The organism is Limnohabitans sp. MMS-10A-192 (genome assembly GCF_003063335.1).
Taxonomy (GTDB): domain Bacteria; phylum Pseudomonadota; class Gammaproteobacteria; order Burkholderiales; family Burkholderiaceae_C; genus Limnohabitans_A.
Genome location: NZ_NERX01000008.1, coordinates 1 through 15720, shown reverse-complemented (window position 1 = coordinate 15720; position 15720 = coordinate 1). Strand labels below are relative to the sequence as shown.

Below are 15720 nucleotides of genomic sequence, written 5' to 3'. Positions count from 1 at the left end.
TGACGTGACCATCCAGCAACGATGCCCATGCAGGCACTGGATCGCCACGCTGCGCTTGCGATGACGGCAGAGGCGCTTGACTCGCGCCAACATGCCCATCACGCCGCGAGCTTGAGCAGCTCGGCCCCTTCGGTCACTTGGTCGCCAGGCGCGTACAGCAGCTCGGCCACGGTGCCGTCTTTGGGCGCACTGATGGTGTGTTCCATCTTCATGGCTTCCATGACCGCCAGCGGCTGACCGGCTTTGACCTTGTCGCCCGCCTTGACAGCAAAGGACACGACCTTGCCTGGCATGGGCGCGGTCAGTCGCCCGCCTTCTTGGGCGGCTTCGCCAGCGTGGGCCAGTGGGTCAAGCAGGCTGATGCGGGCCGCGCCTTGCGGGGTGAACACATGGCGAAGTTCGCCTTGCGCGTGGACTGTGCTGTGGATGCGCTGGCCATTGAACTGCACCCACAAACCATCGCCCTGGGGCGTGAACTGCAGGGCTGCTTCAGCACCCTCACCCACTTGCAACAACAGCTCAGGGCCATAGGTCAAAACCGCACGCACGGGCTGGCCGTCGTATTCGAGTTCAAAACGGCGGCGTGTGGTGCCGTGTGACTGCCAACCGTCACGGCGACTGAACGGGTCGGCCCCTTGCGCAGCGGCTTCCGAGCGCAAGGCGTCGGCAATCACGGCAGCGGCAGCAGCCTGCAGGCCCACCGGGTCTTGCTTGAACAGCACGGCGCTTTCGCGCTGGATCAGTGCGGTGTCGAGCTGGGCCTTGGCAAACGCGTACGAGCGCACCACATGGCGCAAGAACTGCACATTGGTGTTCAGGCCCACGATGTGGGTCTGGGCCAGCGCGGTGTCCAGGCGCGCCAGCGCTTGCTCGCGGGTGTCGCCATGCACGATCAGCTTGGCCACCATGGAGTCGTAAAACGGGCTGATGGTGTCACCCTCGCGCACGCCATCGTCGATGCGGGTGGTGCCACGCTCGAAGCTGGCCGCTTGTGGCTTACGGTAAACCTGCAAGGTGCCGGTGGCGGGCAAGAAGTTGTTGTCGGGGTTCTCGGCGCAGATGCGCGCTTCGATGGCATGGCCCTGAATGCGGATCTGATCTTGACCCAAAGGCAGCGGCTCGCCGCTGGCCACACGCAATTGCCACTCCACTAGGTCGAGACCGGTGATGGCTTCGGTCACCGGGTGCTCCACCTGCAATCGGGTGTTCATTTCCATGAAATAGAACTTCATCGACTCGGGCTGGTCGTAGGCCGTTTGCTCGACGATGAATTCCACCGTACCGGCACCCACGTAGTTCACCGCCTTGGCCGCGGCCACAGCGGCTGCGCCCATTTGTGCACGCAGGGCTTCGGTCATGCCGGGGGCCGGAGCTTCCTCCAGCACCTTCTGGTGGCGGCGCTGCACCGAGCAGTCGCGCTCAAACAGGTACACGCAGTTGCCTTGCGTGTCGCCAAACACCTGGATCTCGATGTGGCGTGGGCGCTGCACGTACTTTTCGATCAGCACCGCATCGCTGCCAAAGCTGTTGATGGCTTCACGCTTGCAACTGGCGAGCGCCGCAGCAAAGTCTTCAGACTTCTCGACCACGCGCATGCCTTTGCCACCGCCACCCGCGCTGGCTTTGATCAAGGCCGGATAACCGATGCGATCGGCCTCGCCTTGCAGCAGCGCCGGGTCTTGGTCAGCCCCGTGGTAACCAGGCACCAGCGGCACACCAGCCGATTCCATCAAGCGCTTGGATTCGGCTTTGAGGCCCATGGCGAGAATGGCCGATGCGGGCGGGCCGATGAACACCAGACCGGCTGCGGCGCAGGCTTTGGCAAAGTCTTCGTTCTCGCTCAAAAAGCCATAGCCAGGGTGCACCGCCTCTGCGCCTGTGGCCTTGGCGGCTTCCAGAATCCGCTCCCAACGCAGGTAGCTGTCTTTGGGCGCAGAGCCACCCACGTGCACCGCTTCGTCGCAGGCCTGGACATGCTTGGCACCGGCGTCTGCGTCGGAATACACGGCAACGGTCTGGATGCCCATGCGGCGTGCGGTGACTGCCACGCGGCAAGCAATTTCGCCACGGTTGGCGATGAGGATTTTCTTGAACATGTTATGAACTCCTTCAGGCCAACCAGCCCGGTTGACGTTTGTCGAGGAAGGCCGAGAGGCCATCCTGCGCTTCAGGCGTGGCGCGCAGACCGGCGATGCGTTGCGCGGTGTCTTCCACCACGGCGTCGTTGATCGGCTTGTTGTCGACGGCGCGGATCAAATCTTTGGCAGCGGCTTGCGAGAGTGGGCCGCCCTGAATCAACGCATCCACAATCTCTTGCACCTTGGCTTCGAGCTGTTCAGGCTCGACCGCTTCGTGCACCAGACCCAGCTCACGGGCGCGCACGGCGTCGATGCGCTCGGCCGACTGAAAGTAACGGTAGCTTTGGCGTGCACCAATGGCCCGCACCACATAGGGGCTGATGGCGGCAGGGATGATGCCGAACTTGACCTCGGAAGTGGCAAACACCGCCTTGGTCGAAGCGACGGCAATGTCGCACGCGGCTGTGAGGCCCGTGCCGCCGCCCAGCGCAGCACCCTGCACGCGGGCAATGGTGGGCTTCTTCATCTCGGCCAACACACGCAGCATGCGGGCCAGGGCGCGGGCGTCACGCAGGTTGTCGTCCACACCGTTTTGTGCGGCGCGCTTCATCCAGTTCAGGTCAGCGCCGGCCGAAAAGCTCTTGCCGCGACCGGCCAGCACCACCACGCGCACGCTGTCGTCGGCATCCAGCGCTTCGCAAGCGGCCGTGAGTTCGGCGATCAGGGCTTCGTCAAAAGCGTTGTGCACATCGGGGCGGTTCATCCACACGGTGGCAACGCGGTTGTGGCGTTCAATTTCGAGGGTTTGGTACATGGTGCTTGGGCTCGGTTGAAGGTTTTTTCAGGTGGTTGGGTGTGGCCAGGTGTGCAGCCCGCCCAATGTTTGGAGTGATTCAAAGTCCGCATCGCGGTGCAGCAAAGTGTGGCCGTTCGTGATGCAGTAGCTGGCCAGCAGCACGTCGATGGGGCTGCGCACGGTACGGCCTGATTGCCGCAGCTTCCGGTAGCGCTCGGCAGCCTTCAGCGCAGGGGCTGTGCCTCCGATCTCGACCTGGGGCAATGCGCTGAGCAGTGTTTGGGCTTGTCGCATCAATGTGCCTTCACGAAAGCCACGCATCACCTCGAACAGCACCAAATCGGCCATGCCGACTTCGATGCTGGAGTCGCCCAGGCATCGGGCCAAGGTCTGGCTTTGCGCGCTTCGTCCATCACGGAAGAAGTCGATCCAGACGCTGGAGTCCACCAGGATCATTTGGCTTTGCTCCGTGCTGCTTTCGCAGGCTTTTTGGCTTGGGTGGTGCGCGCTTTGGCAGCCGCCTTTTTGGGCACCGAATAGGCGGCTTTGGGCTCTTGCACGGCCATGGCGGGCGCTTCGTCGGTACGGGCCTGTGCCCATGCAGCGTCCGAGTCGTCCCATTGCAACTTGCCGCGCAAGGCCAACAAACCGTTGTAGACCTGACGGCGACGCACCAAGCGCAAGCCCTCTTCGACCGCTTCTTTCTTGGTCTTGAAGCCGCCCGCCGCCATGGCTGAGGCCATCAAGTCGTCGTCAATTTCAATGTTGGTTCGCATGTGCACAGCCCCTTAATGTGTATGAATTTATAAAATCATACACATCACATGCGGAAAAGTCCAAATTTCGTCTCGGGGATCGGCGCATTGAGCGATGCGCTCAGGCCCAGCGCCAGCACGCGGCGGGTGTCGGCGGGGTCGATCACGCCGTCGTCCCACAGGCGGGCGGTGGCGTAGTAAGGGTGGCCTTGTACTTCGTATTGCTCTTTGATGGGGGCCTTGAAAGCGGCTTCTTCGTCGGCGCTCCACTGGCCGCCCTTGGCTTCGATGCCGTCGCGCTTGACCGTGGCCAGCACACTGGCGGCCTGCTCGCCGCCCATGACGGAGATGCGGGCGTTGGGCCACATCCACAAGAAACGTGGCGAGTAAGCACGGCCGCACATGCCGTAGTTGCCCGCGCCAAAGCTGCCGCCAATGATGATGGTGAACTTGGGCACAGCGGCCGTGGCCACAGCCGTGACCATCTTGGCGCCGTTGCGCGCGATGCCTTCGTTTTCGTATTTGCGGCCCACCATGAAGCCGGTGATGTTCTGCAAGAAGACCAGCGGGATCTTGCGCTGGCAGCACAGCTCGATGAAGTGCGCACCTTTGAGGGCCGACTCGCTGAACAAGATGCCGTTGTTGGCGATGATGCCCACCGGCATGCCTTCGATGCGGGCAAAGCCGCAGATCAAGGTGGTGCCAAAGCGCGATTTGAATTCGTCGAACTCCGAGCCGTCGACGATGCGGGCGATGATCTCGCGCACATCGAAGGGCTTGCGCGTGTCGGTCGGGATCACGCCGTACAGCTCTTTGGCCTCGTACTTGGGTGGCACGGGCGCATGCGTGGCGATGTTGGGGGCTTTTTGCGCATTCAGGTTTTTGACGGCCTGACGTGCCAAGGACAAGGCATGCAGGTCGTTTTGCGCCAGGTGGTCGGCCACACCCGACAGGCGGGTGTGCACATCACCGCCGCCCAGATCTTCGGCACTCACCACCTCGCCGGTGGCGGCTTTGACCAGCGGCGGCCCACCCAAAAAGATGGTGCCCTGGTTTTTGACGATGATGGTCTCGTCGCTCATGGCGGGCACATAGGCACCACCGGCCGTGCACGAGCCCATGACCACCGCGATTTGCGCAATGCCCAGCGCGCTCATGTTGGCCTGGTTGAAGAAGATGCGGCCAAAGTGGTCGCGGTCCGGAAAGACCTCGTCTTGGTTGGGCAAGTTGGCACCGCCCGAGTCGACCAGATAGATACAGGGCAAGCGGTTTTGCTGCGCGATCTCTTGTGCGCGCAAATGCTTTTTGACGGTCATGGGGTAATAGGTACCGCCCTTCACCGTCGCGTCGTTGCAGACGATCATGCAGTCCACCCCGGCCACGCGGCCAATGCCCACGATGACGCCCGAGCTGGGCGCGTCGTTGTTGTACATGTTGAGTGCTGCCAGCGGCGCGACTTCGAGAAAAGGCGTACCGGGGTCGAGCAGCATTTGCACGCGGTCACGCGGCAGCAGCTTGCCGCGAGCGGTGTGCTTGGCGCGGGCGGCTTCGCCACCGCCTTGGGCCACGCGCTCGAGGTGGGCGCGCAGGTCGTCGACAACGGCCTGCATGGCGGCGGCGTTGGCCACGAATTCGGCCGAACGGGGGTTGAGTTGGGTTTGCAAAACGGTCATGGTTTTTCCAGTGGAATCGCTTGTAGCCGCCAGCATAAGTCGCCAGACCTTGGTGCGCATGCCAAGCAGGTTGCAAATCCTGCCAAAATACAGCCCTCATGAACGCCGCAGCCCCGAGCACCCGCGCAGAAACCCCCATCGCTTTCATTCAAGCGATGGTCAAGGCCTATTTGCGGCGCAATATGGACCCCGCAGAGGCGCTGAAGAAGGCACAAATTGCGCCAAACTTACTGCACCAAGCCGATGCCCGCGTGACCGCCTTGCAGATGGAGTGGATGAGCGAGGCAGCCATGCGCGAGCTGGACGACGAGGCGCTGGGCTGGTTTCGCCGCCGCCTGCCTTGGGGCAGCTACGGCATGCTGGTGCGCGCCTCGCTGACCGCCCCCAACCTGGGCGTGGCGTTGGCCCGCTGGTGCCGCCACCACAACCTGTTGACCGACGACATTCGGCTGGCCCTGAGCACATCGAATGGGCAAGCCCACATCGAACTGCACGAAGCGCATGACCTGAAAGACCTGCGCGAGTTCTGCACCGTGTCGGTGCTGCGCAACGCACTGGGCGTGGCCTGTTGGTTGACCGACTCGCGCATCCCGCTGAGTGCCACCGATCTGCAATTTGCGCCACCGCGCCATGCCGACAGCTACCGCGTGCTGTTTGACGGGCCGGTGCGCTTTGAGGCTCCGCACAGCCAGCTGAGCTTTGACGCGGGCTACCTGCAGCTGCCCATTCGCCGCGACGAGGCGGCGCTGCAACGCATGCTGCAGCGCGCCCTGCTGCTGACGGTGCGCCCCTACCGGCGCGACCGCCTGCTGGTCGAAAAGGTGCGCCAAACCCTGGCTGAACACCCCGATCGCAGCCGCAACGCGGAGGACCTGGCCGCGTGGCTGAACCTGTCGCCGCGCACGCTGCACCGGCAACTGAAAGAAGAAGGTGCCAGCCTGCAGCAACTCAAAGACGCCGTACGCCGCGACCTGGCCATGGACCTGTTGCTGCGAACAGGCCGCCCCATCAAACAGATCGCTGCCGAGGTGGGGTTTCAGAACGAGAAAAGCTTCATGCGGGCGTTCAAGGGGTGGACGGGCGCATCACCCGAAACAATTCGTAAAAATTCTTAACCAACATCAAGAGTACAAACCCTTAAGTAAGCCGAAGGTCAGTCCCCTCTGCGACATTAGCCATCAGGCAGACATACAACTCACTCAGATTAAAAAATCGGGTGACTTGGGTGTCTGCCTTTTTTGTTTTTTAAGCAGGACATAACAATGATTGACCCCGTGATCGCCAAGATCCAAAGTCACCCGAAGTACGCTCAACTGCGCAAGCAGCGCAATACTTTTGGCTGGCTCCTGACCGTGCTGACCCTCGTCGTTTACTACGGCTTCATCGCACTGATCGCCTTCAACAAGCCTTTTCTCGCACAGCCTCTGGGCGCGGGTGTGACCTCGATTGGCATTCCGCTCGGCATGGGCGTGATTGTGTTCACCATCGTGATCACCGGCATCTACGTCAACCGCGCCAACAAGCGCTATGACGCGCTGACGCAGGCCATCTTGAAGGACGCCACAAAATGAACAAGGCGATGCAATTTTTCCTGGGCGCTTTGGCCCTGATCGCGGGCAACGCCGCGCTGGCTGCCGGTGCCGACATTGGCGACGCCGCCAAGCAGTCCACCAACTGGACCGCCATTTTGATGTTTGGCACCTTCGTGGTCGGCACGCTGTGGATCACCAAATGGGCTGCGGCCAAAACCAAATCGGCCGCTGACTTCTACACCGCTGGTGGCGGCATCACTGGTTTCCAAAACGGTCTGGCGATTGCGGGCGACTACATGTCGGCCGCGTCTTTCCTGGGCATTTCGGCAGCCGTGATGGCTTCGGGCTATGACGGCCTGATTTACTCCATCGGCTTTTTGGTCGGCTGGCCCGTCATCACCTTCTTGCTGGCCGAGCGTCTGCGCAACCTGGGCAAGTTCACCTTTGCCGACGTGGCCGGTTACCGCTTCAAGCAAGCGCCCATCCGTGCGTTTGCCGCTTCGGGCACGCTGGTGGTGGTGGCCTTCTATCTGATCGCCCAAATGGTCGGTGCAGGTCAACTGATCAAGCTGCTGTTTGGCTTGGAGTACTGGATGGCCGTGGTCATTGTGGGTGCGCTCATGATGGTGTACGTGCTGTTTGGCGGCATGACCGCCACCACCTGGGTGCAGATCATCAAGGCCTGCCTGCTGCTGTGCGGCGGCACCTTCATGGCCATCATGGTGTTGGCGCAGTTCGGCTTCAGCCCAGAGGCGCTGTTTGCCAAAGGCGTTGCGGTGAAGACCGCGATTGCCGAAGCCGGTGGCAAAACACCGGAAGAAGCCGCCAAAGCAGGCTTGTCCATCATGGGCCCTGGCGGCTTCATCAAGGACCCGATATCGGCCATCTCGTTTGGCATGGCGCTGATGTTCGGCACGGCCGGTTTGCCCCATGTGCTGATGCGCTTTTTCACGGTGCCTGACGCCAAGGAAGCACGCAAGTCGGTGTTCTGGGCGACCACCTGGGTGGGCTACTTCTTCATCCTGATCTTCATCATCGGCTTCGGCGCGATCACCTTGGTGCTGACCAACCCCGAGTTGGCCGACACCGCCAAGGGCGTGATCAAGGGCGGCGCAGGCACGGCCAACATGGCGGCCGTTTTGGTGGCCAAGACCGTGGGCGGCGATGTGTTTTACGGCTTCATCTCGGCCGTGGCATTTGCCACCATCTTGGCCGTGGTGGCGGGCCTGACGCTGTCGGGTGCATCGGCCGTGTCGCACGACCTGTATTCGACCGTGTTCAAGAAGGGCAAAGCCGACAGCGCGGCTGAGCTGCGTGTCTCGCGCATCACCACCTTGGTTTTGGGGGTGGTGGCGGTGGGCCTGGGCATCGCGTTTGAAAAGCAAAACATCGCCTTCATGGTGTCGCTGGCTTTTGCGATCGCGGCTTCGGCCAACTTTCCGGTGCTGTTCTTGTCGGTGCTGTGGAAAGACTGCACCACACGCGGCGCGGTCATTGGTGGCTTCCTGGGCCTGATCTCTTCGGTGGGCCTCACGGTGGTGTCGCCTGCGGTGTGGGAAGTGACCTTGGGCAACCCCAAGGGCTCGGCCTGGTTCCAGTACAGCTCGCCCGCTTTGTTCTCGATGACCATCGGTTTCGTGGGCATCTGGCTGTTCTCCATCTTGGACAAGAGCGAACAAGCCAAGAAAGAACGCGCCGCCTTCCCGGCGCAGCAAGTGCGCTCTGAAACCGGCTACGGCGCTGCCGCGGCTTCGGACCACTGATTTTTCAGTTCCAACTGAAAAAACCCAAGGGCGCTTCGGCGCCCTTTTTCATGGTCGATCGGGATGTTCACGCACGTCGCCGTTGCGCGCTTTTTCGGCTTTTCTCAAAGAAGTCAGGCGGCTTGCGCTGGACCCAGGCCACGAACTTCAGCACATCCGGGTGCGCCAGCAAGGCTTGCGGCGTGTTGAACTGCCGCGCCAATTCGGTCTCGGACAAGAGCGCATGGACTTGCCGGTGGCAGATGCGGTGCAGCAACTGGGTCTCGCGCCCGCCTTTGGACTTGGGCACGAAGTGGTGGGCGTCTTGCTCGGCAGGCGGGATCTCGCGCCCACACAAAGGGCACACCGGCAGCGCGGAGGGCTCGGGTGCCAAATCAAGCGCCCATCTTTGCTGTCGTTTGATTTTGCCCAACACGCGCAGCCCCTTGCGGCAGGGCTCAGGCCGCAGGCATCTGACGGCGCTTGGCCGCACTGCGGCAAGCGTCCGAGCAGTATTTGACCTCGTCCCAGTTCTTGGCCCAGGCTTTGCGCCATGTCATGGTGCGCTGGCAGGCTTGGCAGGTTTTGCTGGGCAGCTGCGCTTTGTTGCCCTTGAAAGAAGCGGTCATCGCGCCCGCCTCAGGCGCGCCATGTGGACGCGGGTGCCGCCATGAATTGCGACAACTGAAACACCGAGTTGGGCGCTTCGGGTCGCCATTGGGGCGCCATGGGCTTGAAGCCGAAATCCCAAACCTTGGCTTTGCGCGGCAGCGATGTGGACAGGGTTTCACTGACGTGGTCGCCGATGAAAGTCTCGCTCAAAAAAGCCTGGAGTTCGCGCTCCAGCGACTGCCCAAGCGCTTGCTCCAGATCGATTTGCAATTCACCTTGCAACACGGGGGGCTCGGGGTAAGGGTCCAAGGCGGTCACCACAGACCAGACACTCATGCTGTCGGCACTCCGGGCCAGGTCGTAACCACCGCCTGGGCCACGGGTGGCGCGGACAAAACCATGCTCACGCAGCGCTTTGAGCAGGCTTTCTACGTAGGACACCGACAAGCCCACCTGAGCAGCCAAATCGGCGGTGGTGATGGTGCTGCCGACTGGCAGACACGCCATGACCACCAGGGCATTGACGGCATGAAACACTTTTTTGCTCAACATACAGGGATGTCCTCCACTTCTGAGCGCTGAATCTATCATCCATCACCCCAATATCTACTCAATTTTTAATTTATACATAAAATTCAGTTCAATATCTACTCAAAACATCCGCCATGAGCTCACCCATTGCCAACCACCGCATCGGCGCCATCTCGGCCCTCAGTGGCGTGCCTGTCTCCACCTTGCGCGTTTGGGAGGCGCGGCACGGCGCATTCACACCGGGCAAGTCGGAAGGCCGGCACCGGCTTTACTCCGACGAAGATGCGCTGCGGGCGTCCTTGATCCGGCAACTGACCGAATGCGGGCACAGCATCAGCACTTTGGCCAAGCTGTCCGCCACGCAACTCAATGCATTGCTGCAGCAACAACGCAGCGCCGGCCAGCGCAGCCGCACGGCAGCGCCCTCGCAGGCCCCGGTCACCGTGGCGGTGGTGGGTGTGGGCATGGCCGCACGCGTCGCCTCGGGCCAATTGGCGCTGGCTTTGCCCGACAAGCCGATCCAGATCACCGAGATCCTGGAAGACCTGGACGAGGCCGCCAACGCCCCCATGCCCTCGCGCCCGCAGGTGTTGTTGGTGCGGGTGAACTCCTTGCACGTGCTGGCGGGCAACGACATCCAGCGCCTGGTGCACGCCCACCCGTTTCAACAGGCCATCGTGCTCTACAACTTCGGGCAAGAGCCCGTCATCGCGGGCCTCAAGCTGGCGGGCATCAAGGTGCGCAGGGAGCCGATCTCGAATGCGGAGCTGGGCGAGTTGATCAACTCGCTCTTGTGGCTGGACCACAACCCCGAGGCGAGCGATGTGCAGCGCAGCGGTTTGGTGCCGCCGCGCAAATACAGCGACGAGACCTTGCACCGCGTGGCCAACAGCCCCAACAAAGTGCTGTGCGAATGCCCACGCCATGTGGCCGAGTTGATCTCGCAACTGGCCAGCTTTGAGCAGTACAGCCAGGAGTGCCTGAACAAAAGCGCAGAGGATGCGCATTTGCACGCCTACCTGAGCTCGGTATCTGGCTCGGCCCGCGCCTTGTTTGAAAAGGCTTTGGAGATGGTGGCGCAACACGAAAACATCACCTTGCCGCAAATCCCCTCGTGGGGCGCACAAGCGTCCTGACTTCAGGCGCGCTTGAACCATGAAACGACACGTTGCCCTGACCGTGCTGGCCTTCACCGCGCTGTGTGTGGCCCTGAGTCATCTGCGGTGGATGCCCACCGACAACGGCCACCTGCTGGCCATCGACGGGCGTGCGGTGGACGTGCAAGGCTGGTTGGCCGACACCAGCAACCGCCTGCGCCGTGACTGCACAGCGGTGCACACACTGAGCGAACAAGACGTTTTGCACGCACAAGCCTTGGCCGCGGTGCGGGCCTACAGCCCCCCAGCTTCACGCTCGGCCCGCTTGCAGGCGGCAAGGCGCGCGGGCCCATGGATCTTGGTCGAGGTGCAATTCGATGACTTGCTGCCCTCGGTGGTGCTGATGCGCGCCGTGGCGGGCCGTTTGCAGATCGAACCGCAAGGCATCTGGAGTGGGCAGACACACCCCTGGCGCGCGGCACCTTTGATCCGCTCTTATCTGGCGCGCCAAGTGCCATCGGCGCCGCCTGAGCTGCTGGCTTGCTTCGAGCCCCAGCTGGTGCATTGAGCAGCAGACGCACAACATGGGCACACAACTGGTCTGGTTCAAGCGCGATTTGCGCGTGCACGACCACGCCGCCTTGGCGCAGGCGGCCGCGCAAGGGCCAGTGCTGTGCGTGTACATCATCGAGCCCTCGTATTGGTGCGCCCCCGATGCCTCGCAAAGGCAGTTCGACTTTGTGCGTGAATGCCTGCGCGACCTGTACCGGCAACTCAAGGCCTGCGGCCAGGTGCTGCATGTGGTGACCGGCGAAGTGACCGAGGTGTTGGAACAACTGCACCAAGTGCAGCCCTTCAGCCACCTGCACTCGCACCAGGAAACCGGCAATGGCCTGACCTACCAGCGCGACCTGGCGGTGGCCACGTGGTGCACATCGCATGGCGTGGTGTGGCAAGAGCAGCGCCAACACGGCGTGGTCCGCCGCCTGCAAAGCCGCGACCAGTGGAGTGAGCACTGGCAGCAGCTGATGGACGCGCCGCAAGAGCCCACGCCCGCCCTGCAAAGCGCCGACTGGCCCTGGGCTGCGCAAACCTTTCCCGAGTGGCAAGCTTGGGGACGCCCCACAGACGAAGCCCCAGAGCGCCAAACCGGTGGCCGCAGCGAAGGCCTGCGCACGCTGCACAGTTTTTTGCGCGAGCGCAGCAGCCAATACCGGGGCGGCATTTCATCACCGCTGAGCGCCAGCAGTGCTTGCTCCAGACTCTCGCCCTATTTGAGCTGGGGGTGCCTGAGCCTGCGCGAGGTCGTGCAAGCCACCGAAGAAAACCTGCGCCAAGTCCATCTGGACAGTTGGACACGCAAAGGGCTGAGCGCTTTCATGAGCCGCCTGCACTGGCATTGCCATTTCATGCAAAAGCTCGAAAGCGAACCCGCCATCGAAACGCGCAACATGCACCGGGGCTATGACGGCCTGCGCGAGAACGACTGGAACGCGGCGCACTTTGAACGGCTGCGCACCGCCACCACCGGCTGGCCCCTGGTCGATGCCTGCGTGACCATGCTGCAACAAACCGGCTGGCTCAATTTCAGGATGCGGGCCATGCTGGTCTCGGTGGCGGCCTATCCGCTGTGGCTGCACTGGGACCAAGTGGGCCACTGGCTGGCCTCGCAGTTTGTGGATTACGAACCCGGCATCCACTGGAGCCAGATGCAAATGCAGTCGGGCACCACCGGCATCAACACCACCCGCGTGTACAACCCGATCAAACAAGCCCAAGACCAAGACCCGCAAGGCATCTTTGTGCGGCGCTGGCTGCCTGTGCTGCGGCAAGTGCCCGACAGCTGGTTGTTCGAGCCTTGGAAAATGCCGCCTTCGGTGCAGGCGCAGTGCGGCGTGGTGGTGGGACGCGACTGGCCCCTACCCGTGGTCGATCTTGCCGAAGCCACGCGCAAGGCCAAGGCCTTGCTGCACGCCAGGCGCAACACCTCACTGGTGCGTCAGGCCAAGCAAGCCGTCATCGACAAACACGCTTCGCGCAAGCGCCCCGAAGGCAACCGCAAACGCCGCCCACCACCCGCGCAAGAAGCACAAACCACACTGGACTTTTGACATGCAACACCCCTCCCCGCCGATTCGGCACCTGGTTCTGGTGCTGGGCGACCAGCTGGACCTGAACGCCAGTGCGTTGCAAAATTTTGACCCGCAGCACGATGTGGTCTGGATGGGCGAGGTCATGGAAGAGTCCACCCATGTGCCCTCGTCCAAACAACGCACGGCTTTGTTTTTGAGTGCCATGCGGCACTTTGCACAGGCCCTGCGCGCACAAGGCTGGACGGTGCATTACACCGAGCTGGACGATGCGGACAACACAGGCACCTTGGCAGGCGAGCTGACCCGCGCCATCGCCCATTGGCGACCCGAAGCCCTGTGCATGACCGCGCCGGGCGACTGGCGCGTCTTGCAGGCCATTCAGGCGACGGCCAAGGCGCAGCAAAAGCCCCTGATGCTGCACGACGACACCAGCTTTTTCACCACGGTGCGCGATTTTGCAGCGCATGCCAAGGGCCGCAAACAGTTGCGCATGGAGTATTGGTACCGCGAACAACGCCAACGCTTTGGCGTGCTGATGGACGGCGGCAAACCCGTGGGCGGGCAGTGGAATTTCGACGCCGACAACCGCGAATCCTTCGGCAAACAAGGCCCGCAAAACCTGCCCGCGCCACAACGCTTTGCACCCGACGAGACCACGCAAGAGGTGCTGGCCTTGGTGTCACGCGCGCTGCCCCATGCACCCGGGCAACTGCAAGACTTTGCCTGGCCCGTCACGCGGGCGCAGGCGCTGCAGGCTTTGGACGACTTCATCACCCACCGGCTGCCGCTCTTCGGTCAGTACGAAGACGCCATGTGGGCGGGCGAGCCATGGCTGTACCACTCGCAATTGTCGGCCTGCATGAACCTCAAGCTCTTGTCTGCGCATGAGGTGGTGCAAGCCGCCGAACAAGCCTGGGCGCGTGGCCATGCACCATTGCCCGCCGTGGAAGGTTTTGTGCGGCAAATTTTGGGCTGGCGCGAATACGTGCGCGGCATGTACTGGACGCAGATGCCCCGCTACATCGAGCTCAATGCGCTGGACGCGCAAGAAGCCTTGCCCGAATTTTTCTGGACGGGCGAGACCGACATGGCTTGCCTGCGCGATGCCTTAAAGCAAACACTGCGGCATGGCTACGCGCACCACATCCAGCGGCTGATGGTGCTGGGGCTGTATGGCTTGCTGCGCGGTGTGCACCCGCAGCAGATGCACAGCTGGTTTTTGAGTGTGTATGTGGATGCGGTGGAATGGGTGGAGTTGCCCAACACCTTGGGCATGTCGCAGTTTGGCGATGGCGGCCTGATGGCCAGCAAGCCTTATGTGGCTACGGGCAAATACATCCAGCGCATGAGCAACCACTGCCAGGGCTGCAAGTTTGATCCGGCGCAGTCGACGGGGCCGAAAGCTTGCCCTTACACCACGCTGTATTGGGATTTTTTGATGCGCCACGAAGCGATGCTCAAGACCAACCCACGCATGGCGATGCAGCTGAAAAATTTGGGGCGGCTTTCAACAGAGCAACGCGAGGCCATTGGGCAAGCCGCCACGCTGCACCGACAGTTTTGAGCGTGGGCTTCAAGTCAGCAGCCACTGAGCCACCTTCGTATAAAAGGCAATCCCCAACAAAATGTTGAAGGGGAACGTCAGCCCCAAAGACAGGCCCACGTACAAGGACGGGTTCGCTTCGGGGATGGCGTAACGCAGCACAGCGGGCACCGCGATGTAAGACGCACTGGCGCCCAGCACCATGAGCAGCACGGCATCGCCCACGGGCACGGCCAGAAGCCAGCACAAACCCAGCGCCACAGCCGAATGGCACAGCGGGGCCAACAGGCCATAGGCCACCAGCCACACCGACTGCCCCCGCAGACCAGGCAAGTTGCGGGCGGCCATCAAGCCCATGTCAAGCAAAAAAAAGGACAGCATGCCTTTGAACAGGTCCACCGAAAAGGGTTGCATGGCAGCGCGGCCGGACTCGCCGCTGAACATGCCGATCAGCATGGCGCCTAAGAGCAGCAGTTGAGCTCCATCGGTGAAGGACTCGTGCAGGATCTTGCCCATCGAGACGCGGCTTGTGGCGGGCTTGGCGTGCGCCGCCATTGCGGTCTCGGTCTGCTTGCGCAAGCGGTTGGCCATCAGCACCGCAAAGATGATGGCCGGCGACTCCATCAAGGCCATGGCGGCGGCCATGTGCCCGCCGTAGCTCATGCCATGGCTTTCCAAGTGGTTCATGGCCGTGATGAAGGTCACGGCACTGACCGAGCCATAAGTGGCCGCCAAGGCCGCAGCATCAAAGCCGCCCAAGAACCGGCGCAGCACGGTGTAGCTCACCCAGGGCACGGCCATGGCCAGGCCCACCGCCAGACTCAGGCTGATGGCGACCTGGGACGTCAGGCCCGACTGGGCCAGGGCAAAGCCACCTTTGAGGCCCAAGGCCATGAGCAGGTACAGCGATAAAAAGCGGGAAATGGCAGGGGGAATTTCCAGATTGGATTTGACCAGTCCGGCAAACACACCGAACACAAAAAACAAAATAGCGGGATCAACAAGGGCGGGCATCAGACATCTTTTTTGGGTTTTCAGTGAGCGCGATTTTGGCCAAATAGACTCATAAAGTAAAATCGATTTTTAAATACATGAACATCAGTGAAAGTCTATGAATATCACTTTCCGTCAATTACGCCTGTTGGCATTCCCCCAAATCAGTAGACACTTTTCATAGCGCAGTTTGACGCTGGCGCTCGAACTCATGGGGGCTGAGTTGATCGAGATGCTTGTGGCGTCGCACTCGATTGTAGAAACCCTCGATGTAA

16 protein-coding genes are annotated in these 15720 nt (G+C 61.9%); 7 read left to right on the top strand and 9 right to left on the bottom strand.

Features of this window, described 5'->3' with window-relative positions; all coding sequences use genetic code 11:
* Positions 1 to 98: 98 nt before the first annotated feature.
* The 5 genes from B9Z43_RS14795 to B9Z43_RS14775 are packed head-to-tail and all read right to left on the bottom strand — an operon-like array spanning position 99 to position 5302.
* A complete protein-coding gene (locus B9Z43_RS14795) occupies positions 99 to 2096 on the bottom strand; it encodes an acetyl/propionyl/methylcrotonyl-CoA carboxylase subunit alpha (protein WP_108326726.1) in 1998 nt (665 codons plus the stop codon).
* Positions 2097 to 2109: 13 nt separating this feature from the next.
* Positions 2110 to 2892, bottom strand: a complete 783-nt coding sequence (locus tag B9Z43_RS14790) for an enoyl-CoA hydratase/isomerase family protein (RefSeq protein WP_108326725.1) — start codon at positions 2890 to 2892, stop codon at positions 2110 to 2112.
* Between the two features lie 27 nt (positions 2893 to 2919).
* Positions 2920 to 3330 carry a PIN domain nuclease gene (locus B9Z43_RS14785; protein ID WP_108326724.1) on the bottom strand — a complete coding sequence of 137 codons (411 nt, stop codon included), beginning with the start codon at positions 3328 to 3330 and terminating at the stop codon, positions 2920 to 2922.
* On the bottom strand, positions 3327 to 3650 hold the full coding sequence (locus B9Z43_RS14780) for a type II toxin-antitoxin system VapB family antitoxin (protein WP_108326723.1): 324 nt from the start codon (positions 3648 to 3650) through the stop codon (positions 3327 to 3329). The genes B9Z43_RS14785 and B9Z43_RS14780 overlap by 4 nt, the downstream gene beginning before the upstream one ends.
* Before the next feature lie 44 nt (positions 3651 to 3694).
* Positions 3695 to 5302: a carboxyl transferase domain-containing protein gene (locus B9Z43_RS14775; RefSeq protein WP_108326722.1), complete on the bottom strand. Its 1608-nt coding sequence runs from the start codon at positions 5300 to 5302 to the stop codon at positions 3695 to 3697.
* Between the two features lie 98 nt (positions 5303 to 5400).
* Between B9Z43_RS14775 and B9Z43_RS14770 the strand changes: the two genes are divergently transcribed.
* The 3 genes from B9Z43_RS14770 to B9Z43_RS14760 all read left to right on the top strand — a co-directional run bounded on the left by B9Z43_RS14770 (position 5401) and on the right by B9Z43_RS14760 (position 8597).
* Entirely contained in the window at positions 5401 to 6417 is a 1017-nt protein-coding gene (locus B9Z43_RS14770; protein WP_108326721.1) for an AraC family transcriptional regulator, read from the top strand.
* 147 nt (positions 6418 to 6564) lie between these two features.
* Positions 6565 to 6873 carry a DUF485 domain-containing protein gene (locus tag B9Z43_RS14765; protein WP_108326720.1) on the top strand — a complete coding sequence of 103 codons (309 nt, stop codon included), beginning with the start codon at positions 6565 to 6567 and terminating at the stop codon, positions 6871 to 6873.
* Positions 6870 to 8597, top strand: a complete 1728-nt coding sequence (locus tag B9Z43_RS14760; RefSeq protein WP_108326719.1) for a cation acetate symporter — start codon at positions 6870 to 6872, stop codon at positions 8595 to 8597. Before B9Z43_RS14765 ends, B9Z43_RS14760 begins: the two co-directional genes overlap by 4 nt.
* 67 nt (positions 8598 to 8664) lie before the next feature.
* Here the strand turns inward: B9Z43_RS14760 and B9Z43_RS14755 are convergent, their stop codons facing one another.
* From B9Z43_RS14755 to B9Z43_RS14745, 3 genes are read right to left on the bottom strand one after another with little or no spacing between them, the layout of a single operon-like run.
* On the bottom strand, positions 8665 to 9012 hold the full coding sequence (locus tag B9Z43_RS14755; protein WP_199222324.1) for an HNH endonuclease: 348 nt from the start codon (positions 9010 to 9012) through the stop codon (positions 8665 to 8667).
* Positions 9013 to 9034: 22 nt separating this feature from the next.
* Complete coding sequence (locus B9Z43_RS14750; protein ID WP_108326718.1) at positions 9035 to 9205, bottom strand: DUF2256 domain-containing protein; 171 nt, start codon at positions 9203 to 9205, stop codon at positions 9035 to 9037.
* A gap of 10 nt (positions 9206 to 9215) precedes the next feature.
* Complete coding sequence (locus B9Z43_RS14745) at positions 9216 to 9740, bottom strand: Rrf2 family transcriptional regulator (protein WP_158270126.1); 525 nt, start codon at positions 9738 to 9740, stop codon at positions 9216 to 9218.
* Between the two features lie 113 nt (positions 9741 to 9853).
* On the opposite strand from B9Z43_RS14745, the gene B9Z43_RS14740 reads away from it, so the two are divergent.
* From B9Z43_RS14740 to B9Z43_RS14725, 4 genes are read left to right on the top strand one after another with little or no spacing between them, the layout of a single operon-like run.
* The gene (locus tag B9Z43_RS14740; protein WP_108326716.1) at positions 9854 to 10855 is read left to right on the top strand and encodes a MerR family transcriptional regulator; all 1002 of its coding nucleotides are present in this window, start codon (positions 9854 to 9856) and stop codon (positions 10853 to 10855) included.
* Positions 10856 to 10874: 19 nt separating this feature from the next.
* Positions 10875 to 11384 (top strand): hypothetical protein, encoded by a 510-nt coding sequence (locus B9Z43_RS14735; RefSeq protein WP_108326715.1) that lies wholly within the window; start codon positions 10875 to 10877, stop codon positions 11382 to 11384.
* A gap of 16 nt (positions 11385 to 11400) precedes the next feature.
* The gene (locus B9Z43_RS14730; RefSeq protein ID WP_108326714.1) at positions 11401 to 12927 is read left to right on the top strand and encodes a cryptochrome/deoxyribodipyrimidine photo-lyase family protein; all 1527 of its coding nucleotides are present in this window, start codon (positions 11401 to 11403) and stop codon (positions 12925 to 12927) included.
* 1 nt (position 12928) lies between these two features.
* A complete protein-coding gene (locus B9Z43_RS14725; protein WP_108326713.1) occupies positions 12929 to 14473 on the top strand; it encodes a cryptochrome/photolyase family protein in 1545 nt (514 codons plus the stop codon).
* A gap of 9 nt (positions 14474 to 14482) precedes the next feature.
* Here B9Z43_RS14725 and B9Z43_RS14720 read toward each other — a convergent pair whose 3' ends face one another.
* Entirely contained in the window at positions 14483 to 15466 is a 984-nt protein-coding gene (locus tag B9Z43_RS14720; RefSeq protein ID WP_108326712.1) for a sodium-dependent bicarbonate transport family permease, read from the bottom strand.
* Positions 15467 to 15720: the final 254 nt, after the last annotated feature.

Coding starts and splice junctions, on each gene's coding strand:
- B9Z43_RS14795 (WP_108326726.1), bottom strand. CDS start 2,096: ATGTTCAAGAAAATCCTCATCGCCAACCGTGGCGAAATTGCTTGCCGC.
- B9Z43_RS14790 (WP_108326725.1), bottom strand. CDS start 2,892: ATGTACCAAACCCTCGAAATTGAACGCCACAACCGCGTTGCCACCGTG.
- B9Z43_RS14785 (WP_108326724.1), bottom strand. CDS start 3,330: ATGATCCTGGTGGACTCCAGCGTCTGGATCGACTTCTTCCGTGATGGA.
- B9Z43_RS14780 (WP_108326723.1), bottom strand. CDS start 3,650: ATGCGAACCAACATTGAAATTGACGACGACTTGATGGCCTCAGCCATG.
- B9Z43_RS14775 (WP_108326722.1), bottom strand. CDS start 5,302: ATGACCGTTTTGCAAACCCAACTCAACCCCCGTTCGGCCGAATTCGTG.
- B9Z43_RS14770 (WP_108326721.1), top strand. CDS start 5,401: ATGAACGCCGCAGCCCCGAGCACCCGCGCAGAAACCCCCATCGCTTTC.
- B9Z43_RS14765 (WP_108326720.1), top strand. CDS start 6,565: ATGATTGACCCCGTGATCGCCAAGATCCAAAGTCACCCGAAGTACGCT.
- B9Z43_RS14760 (WP_108326719.1), top strand. CDS start 6,870: ATGAACAAGGCGATGCAATTTTTCCTGGGCGCTTTGGCCCTGATCGCG.
- B9Z43_RS14750 (WP_108326718.1), bottom strand. CDS start 9,205: ATGACCGCTTCTTTCAAGGGCAACAAAGCGCAGCTGCCCAGCAAAACC.
- B9Z43_RS14745 (WP_158270126.1), bottom strand. CDS start 9,740: ATGTTGAGCAAAAAAGTGTTTCATGCCGTCAATGCCCTGGTGGTCATG.
- B9Z43_RS14740 (WP_108326716.1), top strand. CDS start 9,854: ATGAGCTCACCCATTGCCAACCACCGCATCGGCGCCATCTCGGCCCTC.
- B9Z43_RS14735 (WP_108326715.1), top strand. CDS start 10,875: ATGAAACGACACGTTGCCCTGACCGTGCTGGCCTTCACCGCGCTGTGT.
- B9Z43_RS14730 (WP_108326714.1), top strand. CDS start 11,401: ATGGGCACACAACTGGTCTGGTTCAAGCGCGATTTGCGCGTGCACGAC.
- B9Z43_RS14725 (WP_108326713.1), top strand. CDS start 12,929: ATGCAACACCCCTCCCCGCCGATTCGGCACCTGGTTCTGGTGCTGGGC.
- B9Z43_RS14720 (WP_108326712.1), bottom strand. CDS start 15,466: ATGCCCGCCCTTGTTGATCCCGCTATTTTGTTTTTTGTGTTCGGTGTG.